Genomic DNA, 16,857 nt, shown 5'->3' on the forward strand with positions numbered 1-16,857 from the left:
TGCCAATAAATTGCTTGCCAATTGTTTTAGTTTAAAACAGTTATGTGCTTTTCAAAGTAGTCAGCACGATTGTTTATCGCGATTAAACGAATAAAACAGCTTATTTTTAAAGTCGACGGTGCTAATATATCGCAAGTTTTAGGGTCATCGACAAAATGGAAACCGTATGAGCATACCTCAGTCTTTGCTTGAACAGTCAATTCAAATCAATATTCAACAAGCATTACAAGAAGATATTGGGGACGGTGATATTACCGCCATGCTCACGCCAGAAGATGAACAGGCAACTGCAACCATCATTAGCCGTGAAGATATGGTTTTAGCTGGACAGCCGTGGGTGAATGCGCTCATCTCAGCTTATGACAACACTGTGCAGGTGACTTGGTTAAAACAAGAAGGTGACCGTGTTGCTGCAAATGAAGCCTTTTTAAAGCTTGCTGGTTCTGCACGTAGTTTACTGACAGTAGAGCGCCCGGCTTTGAACTTTATTCAAACTTTGTCTGCTGTTGCAACAAAAACTGCTGAATATGTTCAGCATCTTGAAGGTTTAAACACAAAGCTTCTCGATACACGTAAAACTTTACCGGGCTTACGTATTGCACAAAAATACGCCGTAACCGTCGGCGGCGGACAAAATCACCGCCTCGGTTTATTTGATGCATTCTTAATTAAAGAAAATCATATTATGGCAGCGGGCGGTATTGCCCAAGCGATTGCAAAAGCACATCAAATTGCGCCGGGTAAACCTGTTGAAGTCGAAGTTGAAACTTGGGATGAGCTAAACCAAGCGCTTGAAGCAGGTGCGGACATTGTCATGCTCGACAACTTTAGCCAACAACAAATGATTGATGCTGTAAAACACGTGGCGGGTCGCTGTAAACTCGAAGCTTCGGGCAATATCACTATTGAAAACTTACGCGAAGTGGCGACTACTGGTGTCGACTATATTTCTATGGGCGTGTTGACTAAAGATGTCAAAGCCGTTGATTTATCAATGCGTTTTAATGCCTAAATAAAATCAGCATCATTATTGGTATTTTTTTGCGACTTGGTCATGTCTGCCGCTTGTGTTTTTTGCCATGCTGACTGAGTCGCTTGTGCCCCACTATCCCGTGGATCGGCAGCCATTAAAACAAAAGTAACTACTGCTAATAATACAATAAAACCTTGTAGCATAAATCTTCCCCATTACTTTAAAAAATTTAGGGTTTCAAGGTAAAAGATAAATATGACCAGGCTTAGGAGATTCTGTTACAAAAGGTAAGTCTTTATTTTTATTATTCCTCTATACAAGATATTACCCTCTATTCCTTTATATTTCCCAACTTTAGATTGTGCTAGGTGTCATCTACAACCTGAGCAAGACAAAGCGATTATAGCTTTGTCGAAGCGCAAGAATCTTATTAAGCCAACTGTTGCCTTTCGATACGTAATAAAGATTAATTAATCTTTATTACGTACTTTACTTTGGGCGAAACCAAAGTAACGAATTAGCTACTTCCACTGGATGAATAAACGATAAGATTCCGTCGTGCTAGCTAATTTAAAATAAATTATTAACTCAAAACGTCAGCTTAATCATTCATCCATTACAGCAATTCAAGACTCTAAATAACCCATATATGGATCAGAAATTGAATCTTCTTGAGTTTCTATACGTCCTGCAAAACGACGATTAAACGTCGCATCGTCCGCTAATGTCACCGTAAAGTCATACCAACCACCAAATTCAGACATATCCCAAACCAATTCTTTTTCGGAACTGTTGGTTTCTATATTCCATGTTTTATTTGGTAGATAAGCATTTGCTTTGACTGTGAGCTTAACTGACTTACTGCCATCATGACGCACTTTTAAATACAAATTCGCATCACACTCTTCCACACATACTCTAATTTCCGGTAACGCTTGAGTTTGGTTAACTTGGCTCAAATTACCTTTAAACGCACGGTGGAAACCATTTGGTCCAAGCACCCATAAATCATACTGTCCATTTGTAGTATTCCACACGTCATCAAGCTGTTTACCCGCCTCAACCATATAGCGACGAGGCGCTACTATAAGATCTAATCGATTATAGACATGGAAAACGGCTGCTTGTTTGCCTGTGTTTGAGAACATCAATTTAACTGTCTTTTGAGTGGCATCGACTTTGGCACTGGTGTGTAAAATATATGGCAAAGCACGTGATGGTCTAATCCCCATTTCCTGCTGAGGAAATTGCTGCTGGCTCGGAACAGGAACTTGTGGCAACAAAGCTTGAGCAACACGAATCGCATCGGCTTCGGCTTTGGTTTTCTTCCCATCTAGTTCAGCAACAGGCAAAAGGTTCGGTGTTTTAAAATTAAATGCTGTCGTTAAATCACCACATACGGCGCGGCGATATGGACTAATATTCGGCTCTTGCACACCAAAACGTTTTTCTAAGAACTGTAAAATAGAAGTATGGTCAAAGACTTGAGAGTTTACCCAGCCACCACGGCTCCATGGCGAAATCACATACATCGGAACGCGTACACCTGGCCCATACACTCGACCATCTGGCTTAGGTTGAGATTTTGAAGTCGCTACTGCTGGATGGTTAAAGTACTCATAAGATACTTGCTGATCACTTAATGTAGTTTTTCCATATACGACACCGTTTAAATCTTTAGACGGTGCACTTGGTGAAGGGACATGGTCAAAGAAACCGTCATTTTCATCGAAGTTCACCAATAAAACCGTTTGACTCCACACTTGAGGATTTTCAGTTAAAGCATTTAATACTTCCTGAATATACCAAGCACCCTGTACAGGACTTGATGGCCCCGGATGCTCACTGTAGGTCGCTGGAGCAACTAACCAACTCACTTGCGGTAATTTACCTTGTGCAATATCAGCTTTAAAAGTTCCTAGAAAACCACCGTCTGGCATGGTATTGGCAATACCTTTATAAAGTGGCTGTGTTGCATCGATTTTTTCATCGTATGCTGGGCATGTTGGGGTGTCATTACTGACAGGTTGACCAGATTGCTCGTTAGCACGGCGATATTGCTTGAAACCAGCTAAAGGGTTATCGGTAAAGTTATCTGGCATATTTTGATAAACTTTCCATGTCACGCCAGCCTGCTGTAGTCGCTCAGGATACGTCGTCCATTCATAACCTTCTGTTGATGGGCCAATTCCATCAAATTCATTGACCACACTGGCAACACCTGCACCTGTCGGGCCATTCGTTCCAGTCCAAATAAACTTACGGTTCGGGTTAGTCCCTGCATGCATAGCGCAGTGGTAGGCATCACAAATCGTAAAAGCGTTGGCTAAGGCAAATTGATATTCGACTTCTTGTTTTTTGTAGTAGCCCATCGACTGCGGTTTTTTGTAGGCTACCCAATCACTCATACGACCATTGTCCCAAGCTGCTTGGCCATCAGACCATGAGTGAGGAGTGCCTGAAACTCGCTGAGCGTTCCCTAGACGACTGTCGAGATGGTACGGCAATACTTTCTTTTTATTCGCATCATATTGTTCCCAAACCTTTCGGCTTTCCGTCATTGGAATGGTAAAACGATCACCAAAACCACGTACACCTTTTAATGTTCCGAAATAATTATCAAAAGAACGGTTTTCCTGAGTCAAAATCACGATGTGTTTAACATCTTGAATAGTTCCACTTTCAACTTTGGCATCAATAGCTAAGGCTTTTTGAATACTCAGCGGGAAACTCGCTAAAGCAGCTGTTCCAAACATGGTTTTTGTAGAGTTTAAAAGAAATTCGCGACGATTCATTTTTTCATCCTTAATTTTTATTATGGTGCACAGTGCATTTTGCAATTGCTGGTTGGCGGTGTTGTTGGCGATGAATTATCTGAGTTGTTGTCATCGTTACAAGCACTGAGCATAAGCGCTAAAGATGTAATAAATAAAAGTGAAAGTTTTCGCATTGGTTTTTTCCAAACGGTTTAAATGCGAACTACTAATAAAGCGTAAAAGTGACAGGCAAGTGATGTTTTTATGTCGATTTGATGAAGGCATAAAAAACGCATCCGAAGATGCGTTTTTTAGATAACTTGAAATTACCAGCCTAAAGCTTCTTGCTGCTTTTTAATCAGCTCGGCAATCCCTTTTTCAGCCATTTCTAACATGGCATTGCTTTGTGCACGAGTAAACGGTTTATCTTCGGCTGTACCTTGAATTTCAATAAACTCACCCGCTTGTGTCATTACTACGTTTAAGTCAGTTTGACAGTTCGAATCTTCTTCATAGCAAAGATCAAGAAGTACTTCATCTTGATACATACCGACAGAAATTGCAGCGACTAATCCTTTAAGCGGATCATGCTTAATTTTCTTCTGTGCAAGTAAAACGTTCATGGCATCAACTAAGGCTACAGCAGCACCAGTGATTGAAGCTGTACGTGTACCACCATCAGCCTGAATGACATCACAGTCGATAGTAATCGTGTTTTCACCAAGCTTTTTCAAATCAACCATCGCACGTAAGCTACGGCCAATCAAACGTTGGATTTCTTGAGTACGACCAGTTTGTTTGCCACGAGCCGCTTCACGGTCACAACGTGAATGGGTTGAACGCGGTAACATGCCATATTCTGCCGTTACCCAGCCTTGGCCTTGGCCTTTTAAAAAGCGTGGCACTGAGTTATCAATGCTTGCAGTACAAAGGACTTTGGTGTGACCAAATTCGACCAGCACAGAACCTTCAGCATAACGGGTGTAGTTTCGTGTAATTTTCACTTCACGTAATTGGTCTAATGCACGTTGGTCAATACGCATAATCCTTCCTAACTTCTCTTAAATACAAACTTGGGCATAGTATAGCAAAGGATTTTGACAGGTTGAGTTTATTCCCTACTTTGAAATGTAAGTCTGCAAGTTTCATAACTCAAAAATAAAAATAGCCCCTAAAAAGGAGCTATTTTGGATTAACTGAGATTACGCAAATTTGAATTTTGCTTTTAACTTTTCCCATGTCTGCATTACTTTTCCTGTGGTATGGTTTGGCAGTGAACATTTTGCTAAACGTACCCATACACTCCAGAACTGGCGCATAAAGTTCGCCTCGTTGTAGTTAATACCATATTCAGCGCAAAGTGCCTTAATTTTCGGGGCTACTTCTTTATAGCGGTTGGCAGGCATATCTGGGAATAAATGGTGTTCAATTTGATGGCTTAAGTTACCACTCAGAAAATGAAGCCATTCTGTCCCACTAAAATTACTTGAACCACGAATCTGACGTAAATACCACTCTGCCTTAGTTTCAGTATCTGTATTGTCTGGTTCAAACGTTTCTGCATCTTCAGTAAAGTGGCCATTAAAGATCACAGCAGATGACCACAAGTTACGAATAATATTGGCAACTACATTTCCTGCAAAAACTGGTAAAAACATAGGACCAGAGATCACAGGGAAAAACACATAATCTTTTAAAACTTGGCGCGTTGCTTTTTTACGGACCTTAGCCGCATCTTTCCACACCTGTTTCCAGCTTTTGGTTTTATAAACTAATGCATCTTCAAGATGTAAGTTTTGTACACCTACATACCATTCAAAGAAAAACATTAACTGTAGGCCGAGTGGAATATTAAACAGGTGGCGAGGTTCCCACTTTTGTTGGTCACTTACTCGTAAAAGGCCATAACCCACATCATGGTCTTTACCTACAATATTGGTATAAGTATGGTGCACATAGTTATGTGTTTCACGCCAGTCATCACCCGAGGCAATGGTATCCCAATCGTAAGTATTACCGTTCAGGCTTGGTTCATTTAACCAATCAAACTGACCATGCATGACGTTATGACCAAGTTCCATGTTTTCTACAATTTTAGAAATACCCAGTAAACCTGTACCCAATAACCAGACAGGTGGAATCCAGCCACCAAACATCAACATGCCACGCGATGCGATTTCGGTATAGCGAACAAAATTACGCACTTTATAGATATATTTTGCGTCTTGTTCACCAAGACTTTGCATCACTTCTTGACGAATCTGTTCAACACGGCGACCAAACTCTTCAGTCTGTTCAGGTGTTAAATGAGCAGATTTAGAAACGGTAGAAAATTCTAATGCCATATTCATAGGGTTAATCCTCTGTAATTCTTTTTATAGATCAATCGTGACTGGGCTTAATGCCTGGCTCACGCATAGTTTAATTGGACGGTTCGGTTGGTCTTCAATTTCACCTGTTAACAGGTTTTGAGTAACTCCGCTCACTTTGGTACAACTGCATTTATTACAAACACCCATACGGCAGCCATGTTGCGGACGTAGTCCTGCCTGCTCTGCACTGCTCAATAAATTTGTTTCAGCTAAAAATTCGTGTTGAGCACGGCGGAAAGTAACAGGCTGTGCGGTATGGGTTCCCGTCACTTGAAGTGGTTGGAAATACTCTTGATGAAGCTGAGACTGAGTACCTTTTTGGGCATAAATTTCATTTGCCTGTTGCATCATGCCGTGATGACCACAAACATACGTTGCTGTTTGCTCAAAGTCAGGAACCAGCTTTTGCAGTAAGCTTTCCGTTAAATACTGCTTTTGCTCAGTAGTATTAAAAAAATGATATTGAAGCTGTGGGTGCTTTTCTGCCAAAGCTTTTAATTCAGCATGAAAAATTTCTGCACGATTAAAATAAATGACATGAATTTGTTCAAGCTGCTGTTTCAAAGCTTGCTGCAAGAGTGAATAAATTGCAGTAATGCCACTTCCTGAAGCAATCAAAATCGCAGGCTGCTGACCTTGATGCAAAGTGAAATCACCTTGTGGCTGTGAAATCTCAACACACTCGCCTACATGTAATAGTTGAGCTGCACGAGACACTAAGCCTTGTACTTTAATACCTAAAGCGATTTCACCTTGAGTGGTTACTTCAATAATCGAATAGCTACGCTGTTGGTAAACGCCATCGATAAGTAAAGTCAGTAAAATACTTTGACCTGCACGAACCTGATCGAAATTAAAATTACGATTCGGTTTAAGCTTGATGAGCACCATATCAGTATGAAGTGGCTGAACTACGGTAACTTCTGCAAGTACCCTTTTCCAAGCCCAAGACACGTTAATTTTTTGCAAAATAAAATCAACGAAATCTTCTCGAACCCAATGCGGTTGATAGTTAAGTGTTGCGTTCATACGTTCCTCTTTTGTTTCTGGCTATTTATTTGAGTGAACACATGTTCGTATAGTGAACATATGTACACTATATTTATAAGTGTTCACTCAGTCAACACTTGTTCACTATTTTTTTTATGAAAGTTTGCTCTTTTTTGTTAGACTTTGGCTCACGGTTTAAATAGGTTTTTTTAATGTCGATACGGGATGAACGGAAACAGCAAAGTCGTCAGGCACTTCTCGATGCAGCCTTGCATCTAAGCACGTCTGGGCGTTCGTTCAGTAGTATCAGTTTGCGTGAAGTTGCACGTGAAGTAGGTTTGGTACCAACAGCGTTCTATCGTCATTTTCAAGACATGGATGAACTCGGTAAAGAACTGGTTGATCAAGTCGCGCTGCATTTAAAAAGCGTTTTGCATCAACTTGGACAAAGTTATTTACAACATAAATCTGCTAAAACCCAAACCAGCATTGAGCTATTTGTGCAGGCAGTGAACCATAGCCCTAAACAGTGGCAATTTATGATTGCTGAACGTTGGGGCGGCTCGGAAACGGTTCGTGCAGCCATTGCCAGAGAAATTGAATTTTTAATTGAAGACTTAACGACAGATCTCACTAAGCTCGAAAATTTTAAACATATTCAAAACCCTCAAGACTTAAATGTCTTATCTACCATTTTGACCAATATGTCATTTACATGGGCAATGACGTGGCTCAACCTAGCCAAACAATATCAAGGTGAGCAACTCAAACAGCAGCAAACTGCCTTTATTGAAAATGCATCTACACAAGTTCGCTTACTGTTTAGAGGCATTGCTAACTGGGAACGGTAAAACTGGCAAATGACAAAAAACAGGTTATGTGTTAATACGTAAAGAGTGAAAGAAAAAGGCTAAAATTTCGAGAAAAGTCTTTTTCTTTTTACAGGAAGTAAACTATTCGTTAGGCCAAACTGGTGCAGGAATACCTATGAATCTTGATCGTCATACACAATTTTTGATGCGCAAAGAAAAAATTCTAAGCGTTGCTGAAAAATTGTTACTAGAAAACAATCAGGAAATTACTCTAGATGAATTAGTGGCCGAGCTAGATATTGCAAAAGGTACGCTTTATAAGCACTTTAGAAGTAAAAATGAACTTCTGCTTGAACTCATTATTCAAAATGAAAAACAAATTTTAGAAATTTCTCAAAAATATAATACTGATTTCAAAGAGTATGCACCGCGTTACATGCTTCATCATTTACTCACCCCAGGAAAAACCATTTTATTGCATCAACTTGAAGAAAATCTGACCATGACAGAATCTAAGTTGAAGCATCTTTTTGAAGAGCTGTATGAAATCCGTCAGCAACGTATTCTAGCGATTAAAGATATTACCGAAAGTTATTTAAAATCATTAAATTATGATATGTCGATTCGTGACTATTTATCTTATATCTGGTCGCTGACTTATGGCGCGTCACTACTTTTAAATTCGACTTACTATCAGCGTTCGATTGGTTCTCGCCAAAAATTGATTAATTTATATATTAATCAGGCATTGTCATTACCCACGCAAACCACCAATTTTGATGCACTAAATTTCCAGATTGAAGAAGAAAATCATCAAAATTAATTGAATTATTTCGTGATTGTGAAAGTAATTAAATATTAAAAAAGGGCTTCTGATGAAGCCCTTTTTCTAACGCAATCAAAATTATTTTGCTTTACGTTCTTTATCAATTAAGTAGTTAAGTACTTGAGTAACTTTACCATCTTCACCCTGTACAACATATTTACCATTTACCACTACAGCAGGAACGCCTGTTAATTGGTACTGTTGAGCAAGTTTATTTGACTCGGCAACTTTTGCAGTCACAGCAAATGAGTTGTAAGTACTATTAAATTTCTGTTCAGGCACACCATAGCGTGTGAAGAACTTAGCCGCAGAAGCTTGGTCAAAAATCTGCTGACCATTTACCTGAATCGCATGGAATAGTGGTAAATGCGTGCGCTTACGTACACCTAATGCCTCAGATGTATAATAAGTACGTGCCCCCTGTTCCCATACTTTGTTCATAGCGGCTGGTGTACGTACGAAACGTATATCACTCGGCGCCTGTTTTAACCACGCTTGCATATGTGGTTCAAGTTTAAAACAGTGCGGACAGCCATACCAAAAGAACTCACGTACTTCGATTTTCCCCGGTACTTCCACTTTGCCTGGATTGGCAATCACGGTGTAGTCTTTACCAGCAACGAAATCTGCTGCCATTGCACTACCCGATACGGCCATAATTGCTGCACTCAAACCACCCAAAACCAATTTTTTCATTGCTACAGCTTTTCCTCTAAGTTGTTATGCATTAGCTTATGCCCTAAATATAAAACAAATATGCTAAATTCGTTTTGCTTCTGTGAAGTTTTTTATTGGGTTTATCGCTTTTTTCCCAATAATCGCTACACTAACGGCGAACTACATCAAAAAGATAACCCAAGTTTAGAGGTGACACCATGTCGCAATTGAATGTTGATTTACAAGAAATCGCAAAATTTGAAGCACTTGCTGCCAAATGGTGGGATCAACATTCTGAATTTCGCCCACTCCATCAAATCAACCCATTACGTTTAAACTGGATTGATGAACGTGTTGGTGGTCTTGCCGGTAAAAAGGTTCTTGATGTTGGCTGTGGTGGCGGTATTTTAGCTGAAAGTATGGCTCGCCGTGGTGCAGACGTACTCGGTATTGATATGGGTGAAGCACCTTTGGCTGTTGGTCGCTTACATGCTCAACAAGACAATGTTCAAAATATTGAATATCGCCAAATTCCGGTTGAAGAGTTGGCACAAGAACAAGCTGGTCAATACGATGTGGTCACTTGTATGGAAATGATGGAACACGTTCCAGACCCAGCATCTATTGTTAAAGCATGTCAGGCTTTGGTTAAACCGGGCGGTCATGTGTTCTTCTCGACCATTAACCGTAATCCAAAATCTTATTTGTTCGCCATTATTGGTGCTGAATACGTGCTACGCATGCTGCCAAAAGGTACGCATGATTATCACAAGTTCATTCGCCCTTCAGAAATGGCACATGACATTCGTAATGCAGGCCTAACGTTAAAAGAAATGACGGGCTTACACTACAACCCAATTACGAAGCGTTATTGGTTAGCGCCAAATGTTGATGTTAACTATATGGTTCACACAGTAAAGACAGGTGCATGATGAAAGCTGTTTTATTTGATTTAGACGGCACGCTCATCGACACGGCTGCCGACTTTATCCGTATTATTCAACAAATGTGCCGTGATGAAAGACGTCCTGTGGTAGAAGCAGACCTCATCCGTACTCAGGTTTCTGAAGGTGCACGTGCGATGGTTAAATTGGTCTATCCAGAACTGGATGTGACCAACCCAATTTTCTTGGCGCATCGCCAGAACTTTTTAGATATTTATGGCAATAATATTGTCGTCGACACAGACCTGTTTGAAGGGATGTATCCGCTTTTAGAAGAGTTAGAAGCTCAGCAAATTCCGTGGGGTATTGTGACCAATAAACCACGCGGTTTAAGTGAGTCATTATTAGAGAAATTAAACCTGACTGAGCGCTGCGCGGTGTTGGTATGTCCAGAAGATGTTTCTAAAACTAAGCCTGACCCTGAACCAATGTATTTGGCTGCAAAGCAGTTAAATATTCCAGCAGATGAAATTATTTATGTGGGTGACCATCCTCGTGATATTGATGCTGGTCGCAATGCAAATATGTATACCATCTTGGCAGCATACGGTTATTTACCTATTGAACATCGTGATGATCTAGTTGCTTGGCAAGCTGATTCGATTGTAAATACGGTGACAGAATTACACGAGATGTTACGTCAAAAGCTTCCTGCTCTACAGGAAAATCAGCGTATGATAGGTTAACACAAGAGTTTTACAGGCTTTTTTAACGGTTATTTATATCAATATAAAAAGAAGGAGGTTTACCAATGAAATATTCAGAATATCAACCTCGTCCAGATCTACTCAAAGATCGCATTATTTTAATCACCGGTGCAGGTGATGGAATTGGGCGAGCTGCGGCCCTCAGTTATGCTTTACACGGTGCAACTGTGGTTTTGCATGGTAGAACCTTAAATAAACTTGAAGTAATTTATGACGAAATTGAAGGTTTAGGCGCCCCTCAGCCTGCAATTTTACCGCTCCAGCTTTCGAGTGCTTCTGATCGTGATTATGACTTTTTAGTGAGTACACTTGAAAAGCAATTTGGACGTCTAGATGGTATTTTGCATAATGCCGGTATTTTAGGTGACCGAGTAGAACTTGCCCATTATCCAGCAGAGGTATGGGATGATGTGATGTCAGTAAATCTACGTGCGCCTTTTGCCCTGACTCAAGCACTACTTCCGCTTTTGCAAAAATCAGATAACGCTTCTGTTGTATTTACCAGCTCTGGCGTAGGTCGCGAAGCACGTGCACTCTGGGGCGCATATTCAGTGTCTAAAGTCGCGATTGAAGCGGTGAGCAAGATTTTTGCAGCTGAGCATACTTATCCAAATATTCGCTTCAACTGCATTAACCCAGGTGCAACACGTACAGCAATGCGTGCAAAAGCTTATCCTGAAGAAGATCCAAAAACATTACCAACGCCAGAGTCAATCATGCCGGCTTATCTTTATTTGATGGGTGAAGATAGCCTGACGCTCAATGGTCAAAGTATTGATGCACAGGATTAAATAACTATAGATGAAAAGCTAAAATACATTACGGCCGATCATCACATCTGGCTTGGCTATACCTGAAAAGATATATACAAGCCTTTTTTATTATTGATAAAACACTGGATTTATCCGTAATTTTAATTGAAGCATTAAATGATCTTCACAGTTTCTCTGCATTTTGCGCGTACAGTATTCAACATGAGAGACATCAGATGTAAACGAGGATGCATCATGAAAAAGTTGTTCACCATCTTAGCCCTTAGCATCACTGTACTGACCACCAGTATGGCAAGCTTTGCTGATCCTCCATTTGACCGAGGACATGGCCAGAAAGGGCCTAAAGGTGGGCCTCGTGGTGAATGGAATGATCGTGGGCATAAATATGACCGTGACGATGATGAAGATCGTTTTCGCGATGAGCGCCGTATGCGTGAAGAACGCGGTTTTGAGCGTCTAAAACAACATCGCTGGCAGCCTGGTTATGTCATGCCACAACATTATCGCGGCAATGGCTATAAGGTCGACTATAGAGACAGTAACTTGCCTAAACCAGACCGTAACCAGCAATGGTATAAAATTAACAATGACTATATTTTAGTCGACACAGACTCTAACAGTATTGTTAGCATTCGTGGTTTATAAAACTGATAGCTCCTCACTATCAGTTAATAAAAAGGATAAAGCCAATCGGTTTTATCCTTTTTTTTATTTTTATATCAATAAGATATTAAAAACTTATATATTCTAAATTTCTTCTTATTTGATAGATATTTTTCACATTTATTGTTCTTCGCCTTCACGATTTATCTGTAATTTTTCACTAACCTTCAATTATCGAAATTTAATTGATCATTCGAGGTTCATGATGAAAAAACTAACAACAGCAATTGTTCTTTCAATGAGTGGTTTAATCGCAACAACAGCAATGGCTGCACCAAATGATCATGACCATCATGGTAACTACCGAGACCATGATGTCAGACCAGTGAAAGTCATTCACAAAGATGACTATGCGAATATCTGGCGAGAAGGCCAAGTTGTGCCGCATCAATATCAACACCCACGTTATGCAATTGACTATCGCTCACACCAGAAATTGACCAAACCTGGGCGTTTTCAAAAATGGTATAAAGTGAATGGAAACTATGTACTAGTAAATGAACAAAGCCATAAAATCATTAAAGTGATTCGTTAATTTAATAAAACATCAAACACCCAAATGTAATTTGGGTGTTTTTCTATCTAATACATGCGACTTTAAGCTTTTTTGTTTAGAATCATCTTTATATCTTTTTGCTGTTGATTCGAGATCGGTATGCCAACTAAGTCTTTAGAGAAATCACATAATAACACCCAACATTATGTACATTGGTTCCGACATTCAGCACCTTATATTAATGCCCATCGCGATAAAACTTTTGTTCTAATGTTTGGCGGTGAAGCAGTCCGCGATCCTAATTTCGAGCATATCATTCATGATATTGCTTTATTGCATTCACTCGGTATTCGCTTAATTTTAGTCCACGGCGCACGTCCACAAATTAATCAAAACCTTAAAGATAAAGGTATCGAAACTCCTTTTTATGACAACAGCCGTATCACCACACGTGAATCATTAAGCTGTGTCATGAGTGCTGTCGGGTCTATTCGTTTAGAAATCGAAGCACTGTTATCTATGGGATTGGCTAACTCTCCAATGTACGGCGCTCGAATAGATGTTGTATCAGGTAATTTCGTAACCGCTAAACCTTATGGTATTCGTGATGGCATGGATTTTCAGCTTACAGGTGAAGTTCGTTCTATAGATACCGACGCGATTGAGCGTCATCTTGATAACGATAATATTATTTTACTTGGCCCGACGGGTTACTCAACCACAGGTGAAGTATTTAATTTAAGAGCTGAAGAAGTAGCAACGAAAACTGCGACCTATTTAAAAGCAGACAAATTAATCTTTTTAGGTGAGCAACAAGGTTTGCTCAATGAAGAAGGACAGTTATTGCGTGAATTGAGTCCGCATCAACTTGACTACTATATTCAACAATACCAAGCCAGTAGCCCTACCTTGACCCTACATTTACAAGAAGCAAAAAAAGCTTCTCTATCGGGTGTACACCGTGTTCATTTGATTTCATATGCCTATGATGGCGCACTCATTGAAGAACTGTTCACGCGTGATGGTGTAGGTACCATGATTACCGATGCGCATTATGAAGAAGTTCGTATGGCGCATATTCAAGATGTCGGCGGCTTAATGAACCTATTACGCCCGTTAGAAGAAGAAGGCATTTTGGTTTATCGCTCACGTGAACGTTTAGAGCAAGAAATTAGCCAGTTTGCGGTTATTGAACGAGACGGTATGATTTTGGCTTGTGCTGCTCTTTATCCAATTCCAACTGAATTTAATGAAACTCGTTCAGCTGAAATTGCTTGTGTAGCAGTACACCCAAGTTATCGCAAATCCAACCGTGGTAGCCAAATTCTGCAATTCCTTGAGGAAAAGGCCAAACAACAAGGCATTCGTCAATTATTTGTTTTAACAACACGAACTGCTCACTGGTTTTTAGAACATGGCTTCCATCAAGTCACTGTGGATGAATTACCAAATGCCCGTCAGGCACTTTATAACTACCAAAGAAATTCTTTAGTCTTTAAAAAACTGCTTCCCTAGGCTTTGCATTTTTTAAGATATTCTTATTTCAGATAAGCTTAGTCCAAAAAGTACAGCCATAAACGCTATTAATGTATGGTTGTACTTTTTTTAAATCTTTAAATTTTATTCTTTTAATATTTTTCATTTTATTTACAAAAACTTAAACACTATTTTTTAAATATTATTCTGTTTAATAAATCATTTTTTTGCATAAGTTTATCGCCGAATGTTTTTAGCTTTTTTTTGCATAAATAAAGACTGAATACTTATTTTTTATGAAATAAAAATCCCTTTAGGGTATCTGCTCATCCAATTATTTTTCTTTTTCTCTTTCGGGGAGCACGAAACCACATGGCACTTTTTAATTCCACTTCATGGGCAAAATATTCAGTCATTGCTGCCAGCCTTGCGGGAGTGATGATGCTAGGTGGTTGTGCCAAAAAAGAGGAACACTCCACCACAACTCTAAATATTGGATACCAAAAATATGGCATCCTTCCTATTTTAAAAGCACGTGGTGACTTGGAAAAAGCACTCAAAGATCAAGGCGTACAAGTGAAATGGGTTGAGTTTCCTGCGGGACCTCAATTACTTGAAGGTCTAAATGTTGGAAGCGTTTCATTGGGTGAGGCAGGTGAAGCACCACCTATTTTTGCTCAAGCAGCCAATCCAAATTTAGTCTATGTTGCAAACCAACCTGCTGCACCAAAAGCAGAAGCGTTATTGGTACAAAAAGACTCTCCTATTCACTCTATTCAGGATTTAAAAGGCAAACGTGTCGCACTGAATAAAGGTTCGAATGTTCACTACCTTTTATTGAAAGTTCTAGAAGCAAATCACTTGAGCTTAAGTGATATTCAACCTGTTTATTTACCTCCATCAGACGCACGTGCTGCCTTTGAAAAAGGCGCTGTCGATGCGTGGGTGATTTGGGACCCGTTCTTTGCAGCAGCTGAACATCAAATTCAAGCTCGCGTTTTAGCAACAGGTGAAAACTTGGTAAGCAATCATCAGTTCTACTTAGCTGATCGTAAATTTGCAGAAAGTAATCCAAAAGTACTCAACACTGTTGTGCAGACACTCAACCAAACAACCCAATGGGTCAGCACGCATCAAGATGAAGCGGCCAAGCTACTCGAAAAACCTACCGCACTTGAATTTGATGTACTCAAAACTTCTATTTCGCGAATGGGTTTTGGTGTTCAGCCAATATCTGACAAGGTAGCCCAAGAACAACAATATGTAGCCGATGCCTTTTATGCGCAAAAGCTCATTCCAAACAAGCTCACCATTCAAGATGCCATTTTAAAACTGAAATAAACCCAGCTTTGGCACAGCTTAAATAACGATATAAATGCTGTGCCTTGCCTTAAGGGAACAAGGATATCTATATGCAACATCAGTCATTATTTAATAAGGGTCAGTGGACCCAATTAGTTAAGCGCTTTAGCGCAGTCGCTATCTTAGGTTTAACGATTGCTGCACCCGCTTGGGCAATTGACCCAACAGTGAAAGAACTTCGTATCGGTTTTCAAAAAAGCTCGATTAACTTTGCAATTGCCAAACAGCAAAAGCTATTTGAACAAGAATTTCCAAATGCCAAAATCACTTGGAACGAGTTCCCTGCCGGCCCACAAATTTTAGAAGCCTTGGCTGTTGGCTCACTCGATGTCGGCGTTACTGGAGACACACCGCCAGTCTATGCTCAAGCAGCGGGCAAGCCTTTATATTACATTGCTTATGAAGCAGCTAAGCCATTGGCATCAGCAATTTTAGCTCCTAAAAACTCACAGCTCACCCAGCTTAAAGACCTGAAAGGCAAACGCATTGCGTTGCAAAAAGGTTCCAGTTCACATTACTTGCTCGTACAGGCTGTGCGTAAAGCGGGCTTAAAATGGAGCGACATTACGCCAATTTGGCTCACACCTGCCGATGCTCGCGCTGCATTCCAAAAAGGTGCTGTTGATGCATGGGCAATATGGGACCCTTACTACGCTTCAGCACAACTAGAAGACCAAGCTCGTGTACTTGCTTCAGGTAAAGGTTTAAGCCCGAACTATACCTTTTACTTAGCCGCTCCAAATTTTGTTAAGCAATATCCAAAAGCTGTTCCTGAACTCATCAAACAAATCAATCAAGCCGACAAATGGGTTCAAAGCCATCAAACAGAAACGGCAAGCGCGATTGGCCAAAGTACAGGACTTAAACCTGCAACCAGCGACTTATTTATTAAACGTCGTCCACGTCCATCAGCAGCAGCTCCTCTTAACAGCAAAGTTATTGCTGAGCAGCAGCAACTTGCAGACATCTTTACTCAACAAGGCATCATTCCAAAACCAATCAGCATCAAACAAGCTGTTTGGGGTGCCAAGTAATTTCAATAGACATATA

General features: G+C 40.2%; 18 protein-coding genes. 11 read left to right on the plus strand and 7 right to left on the minus strand.

Features of this window, described 5'->3' with window-relative positions; translation table 11 throughout:
• Window positions 1–166: 166 nt before the first annotated feature.
• A complete protein-coding gene (nadC, locus tag ACH63V_RS12825; protein ID WP_000026927.1) occupies window positions 167–1,012 on the plus strand; it encodes a carboxylating nicotinate-nucleotide diphosphorylase in 846 nt (281 codons plus the stop codon).
• On the opposite strand, the gene ACH63V_RS12830 is transcribed toward nadC, so the two are convergent.
• The 6 genes from ACH63V_RS12830 to ACH63V_RS12855 form a co-directional block, all read right to left on the minus strand.
• On the minus strand, window positions 1,009–1,176 hold the full coding sequence (locus ACH63V_RS12830) for a hypothetical protein (RefSeq protein WP_000938939.1): 168 nt from the start codon (window positions 1,174–1,176) through the stop codon (window positions 1,009–1,011). The two genes, nadC and ACH63V_RS12830, sit on opposite strands and share 4 nt — an antisense overlap.
• Window positions 1,177–1,599: 423 nt before the next feature.
• Complete coding sequence (locus ACH63V_RS12835; protein WP_396463718.1) at window positions 1,600–3,768, minus strand: phosphocholine-specific phospholipase C; 2,169 nt, start codon at window positions 3,766–3,768, stop codon at window positions 1,600–1,602.
• Window positions 3,769–3,788: 20 nt separating this feature from the next.
• Window positions 3,789–3,923, minus strand: coding sequence for a hypothetical protein (locus ACH63V_RS12840; protein ID WP_264653691.1), 135 nt, complete (start codon window positions 3,921–3,923; stop codon window positions 3,789–3,791).
• A 132-nt stretch (window positions 3,924–4,055) separates the two neighbouring features.
• Window positions 4,056–4,772, minus strand: coding sequence for a ribonuclease PH (gene rph, locus ACH63V_RS12845; RefSeq protein ID WP_004706096.1), 717 nt, complete (start codon window positions 4,770–4,772; stop codon window positions 4,056–4,058).
• Window positions 4,773–4,931: 159 nt separating this feature from the next.
• The gene (locus ACH63V_RS12850) at window positions 4,932–6,074 is read right to left on the minus strand and encodes a fatty acid desaturase family protein (protein ID WP_396463731.1); all 1,143 of its coding nucleotides are present in this window, start codon (window positions 6,072–6,074) and stop codon (window positions 4,932–4,934) included.
• Between the two features lie 30 nt (window positions 6,075–6,104).
• On the minus strand, window positions 6,105–7,130 hold the full coding sequence (locus tag ACH63V_RS12855) for a ferredoxin reductase (RefSeq protein ID WP_396463719.1): 1,026 nt from the start codon (window positions 7,128–7,130) through the stop codon (window positions 6,105–6,107).
• 173 nt (window positions 7,131–7,303) lie between these two features.
• Between ACH63V_RS12855 and ACH63V_RS12860 the strand changes: the two genes are divergently transcribed.
• Complete coding sequence (locus tag ACH63V_RS12860; protein WP_000027529.1) at window positions 7,304–7,942, plus strand: TetR family transcriptional regulator; 639 nt, start codon at window positions 7,304–7,306, stop codon at window positions 7,940–7,942.
• 136 nt (window positions 7,943–8,078) lie between these two features.
• Window positions 8,079–8,726, plus strand: coding sequence for a TetR/AcrR family transcriptional regulator (locus ACH63V_RS12865; protein ID WP_209834843.1), 648 nt, complete (start codon window positions 8,079–8,081; stop codon window positions 8,724–8,726).
• 81 nt (window positions 8,727–8,807) lie between these two features.
• On the opposite strand, the gene ACH63V_RS12870 is transcribed toward ACH63V_RS12865, so the two are convergent.
• Window positions 8,808–9,425, minus strand: coding sequence for a thiol:disulfide interchange protein DsbA/DsbL (locus ACH63V_RS12870; RefSeq protein ID WP_396463720.1), 618 nt, complete (start codon window positions 9,423–9,425; stop codon window positions 8,808–8,810).
• A 179-nt stretch (window positions 9,426–9,604) separates the two neighbouring features.
• On the opposite strand from ACH63V_RS12870, the gene ubiG reads away from it, so the two are divergent.
• From ubiG to ACH63V_RS12910, 8 genes are all read left to right on the plus strand, one after another.
• A complete protein-coding gene (ubiG, locus tag ACH63V_RS12875; protein WP_263612644.1) occupies window positions 9,605–10,318 on the plus strand; it encodes a bifunctional 2-polyprenyl-6-hydroxyphenol methylase/3-demethylubiquinol 3-O-methyltransferase UbiG in 714 nt (237 codons plus the stop codon).
• Window positions 10,315–11,016, plus strand: coding sequence for an HAD family hydrolase (locus ACH63V_RS12880; RefSeq protein WP_396463721.1), 702 nt, complete (start codon window positions 10,315–10,317; stop codon window positions 11,014–11,016). Before ubiG ends, ACH63V_RS12880 begins: the two co-directional genes overlap by 4 nt.
• A 65-nt stretch (window positions 11,017–11,081) precedes the next feature.
• Complete coding sequence (locus ACH63V_RS12885) at window positions 11,082–11,828, plus strand: YciK family oxidoreductase (RefSeq protein ID WP_396463722.1); 747 nt, start codon at window positions 11,082–11,084, stop codon at window positions 11,826–11,828.
• A gap of 216 nt (window positions 11,829–12,044) precedes the next feature.
• A complete protein-coding gene (locus tag ACH63V_RS12890; RefSeq protein WP_263612641.1) occupies window positions 12,045–12,455 on the plus strand; it encodes an RcnB family protein in 411 nt (136 codons plus the stop codon).
• 223 nt (window positions 12,456–12,678) lie between these two features.
• Window positions 12,679–13,008: an RcnB family protein gene (locus tag ACH63V_RS12895; RefSeq protein ID WP_396463732.1), complete on the plus strand. Its 330-nt coding sequence runs from the start codon at window positions 12,679–12,681 to the stop codon at window positions 13,006–13,008.
• A 120-nt stretch (window positions 13,009–13,128) separates the two neighbouring features.
• Window positions 13,129–14,484 carry an amino-acid N-acetyltransferase gene (gene argA / locus ACH63V_RS12900; protein ID WP_396463723.1) on the plus strand — a complete coding sequence of 452 codons (1,356 nt, stop codon included), beginning with the start codon at window positions 13,129–13,131 and terminating at the stop codon, window positions 14,482–14,484.
• A 333-nt stretch (window positions 14,485–14,817) separates the two neighbouring features.
• A complete protein-coding gene (locus ACH63V_RS12905; RefSeq protein ID WP_396463724.1) occupies window positions 14,818–15,786 on the plus strand; it encodes a sulfonate ABC transporter substrate-binding protein in 969 nt (322 codons plus the stop codon).
• Between the two features lie 71 nt (window positions 15,787–15,857).
• Window positions 15,858–16,841 (plus strand): sulfonate ABC transporter substrate-binding protein, encoded by a 984-nt coding sequence (locus tag ACH63V_RS12910; RefSeq protein ID WP_396463725.1) that lies wholly within the window; start codon window positions 15,858–15,860, stop codon window positions 16,839–16,841.
• The last annotated feature ends 16 nt before the right edge of the window (window positions 16,842–16,857 follow it).

It is taken from the genome of Acinetobacter sp. ABJ-A23_2 (assembly GCF_044538765.1).
Taxonomy (GTDB): domain Bacteria; phylum Pseudomonadota; class Gammaproteobacteria; order Pseudomonadales; family Moraxellaceae; genus Acinetobacter; species Acinetobacter nosocomialis_A.

Coding starts and splice junctions, on each gene's coding strand:
- nadC (WP_000026927.1), top strand. CDS start 167: ATGAGCATACCTCAGTCTTTGCTTGAACAGTCAATTCAAATCAATATT.
- ACH63V_RS12830 (WP_000938939.1), bottom strand. CDS start 1,176: ATGCTACAAGGTTTTATTGTATTATTAGCAGTAGTTACTTTTGTTTTA.
- ACH63V_RS12835 (WP_396463718.1), bottom strand. CDS start 3,768: ATGAATCGTCGCGAATTTCTTTTAAACTCTACAAAAACCATGTTTGGA.
- ACH63V_RS12840 (WP_264653691.1), bottom strand. CDS start 3,923: ATGCGAAAACTTTCACTTTTATTTATTACATCTTTAGCGCTTATGCTC.
- rph (WP_004706096.1), bottom strand. CDS start 4,772: ATGCGTATTGACCAACGTGCATTAGACCAATTACGTGAAGTGAAAATT.
- ACH63V_RS12850 (WP_396463731.1), bottom strand. CDS start 6,074: ATGGCATTAGAATTTTCTACCGTTTCTAAATCTGCTCATTTAACACCT.
- ACH63V_RS12855 (WP_396463719.1), bottom strand. CDS start 7,130: ATGAACGCAACACTTAACTATCAACCGCATTGGGTTCGAGAAGATTTC.
- ACH63V_RS12860 (WP_000027529.1), top strand. CDS start 7,304: ATGTCGATACGGGATGAACGGAAACAGCAAAGTCGTCAGGCACTTCTC.
- ACH63V_RS12865 (WP_209834843.1), top strand. CDS start 8,079: ATGAATCTTGATCGTCATACACAATTTTTGATGCGCAAAGAAAAAATT.
- ACH63V_RS12870 (WP_396463720.1), bottom strand. CDS start 9,425: ATGAAAAAATTGGTTTTGGGTGGTTTGAGTGCAGCAATTATGGCCGTA.
- ubiG (WP_263612644.1), top strand. CDS start 9,605: ATGTCGCAATTGAATGTTGATTTACAAGAAATCGCAAAATTTGAAGCA.
- ACH63V_RS12880 (WP_396463721.1), top strand. CDS start 10,315: ATGATGAAAGCTGTTTTATTTGATTTAGACGGCACGCTCATCGACACG.
- ACH63V_RS12885 (WP_396463722.1), top strand. CDS start 11,082: ATGAAATATTCAGAATATCAACCTCGTCCAGATCTACTCAAAGATCGC.
- ACH63V_RS12890 (WP_263612641.1), top strand. CDS start 12,045: ATGAAAAAGTTGTTCACCATCTTAGCCCTTAGCATCACTGTACTGACC.
- ACH63V_RS12895 (WP_396463732.1), top strand. CDS start 12,679: ATGAAAAAACTAACAACAGCAATTGTTCTTTCAATGAGTGGTTTAATC.
- argA (WP_396463723.1), top strand. CDS start 13,129: ATGCCAACTAAGTCTTTAGAGAAATCACATAATAACACCCAACATTAT.
- ACH63V_RS12905 (WP_396463724.1), top strand. CDS start 14,818: ATGGCACTTTTTAATTCCACTTCATGGGCAAAATATTCAGTCATTGCT.
- ACH63V_RS12910 (WP_396463725.1), top strand. CDS start 15,858: ATGCAACATCAGTCATTATTTAATAAGGGTCAGTGGACCCAATTAGTT.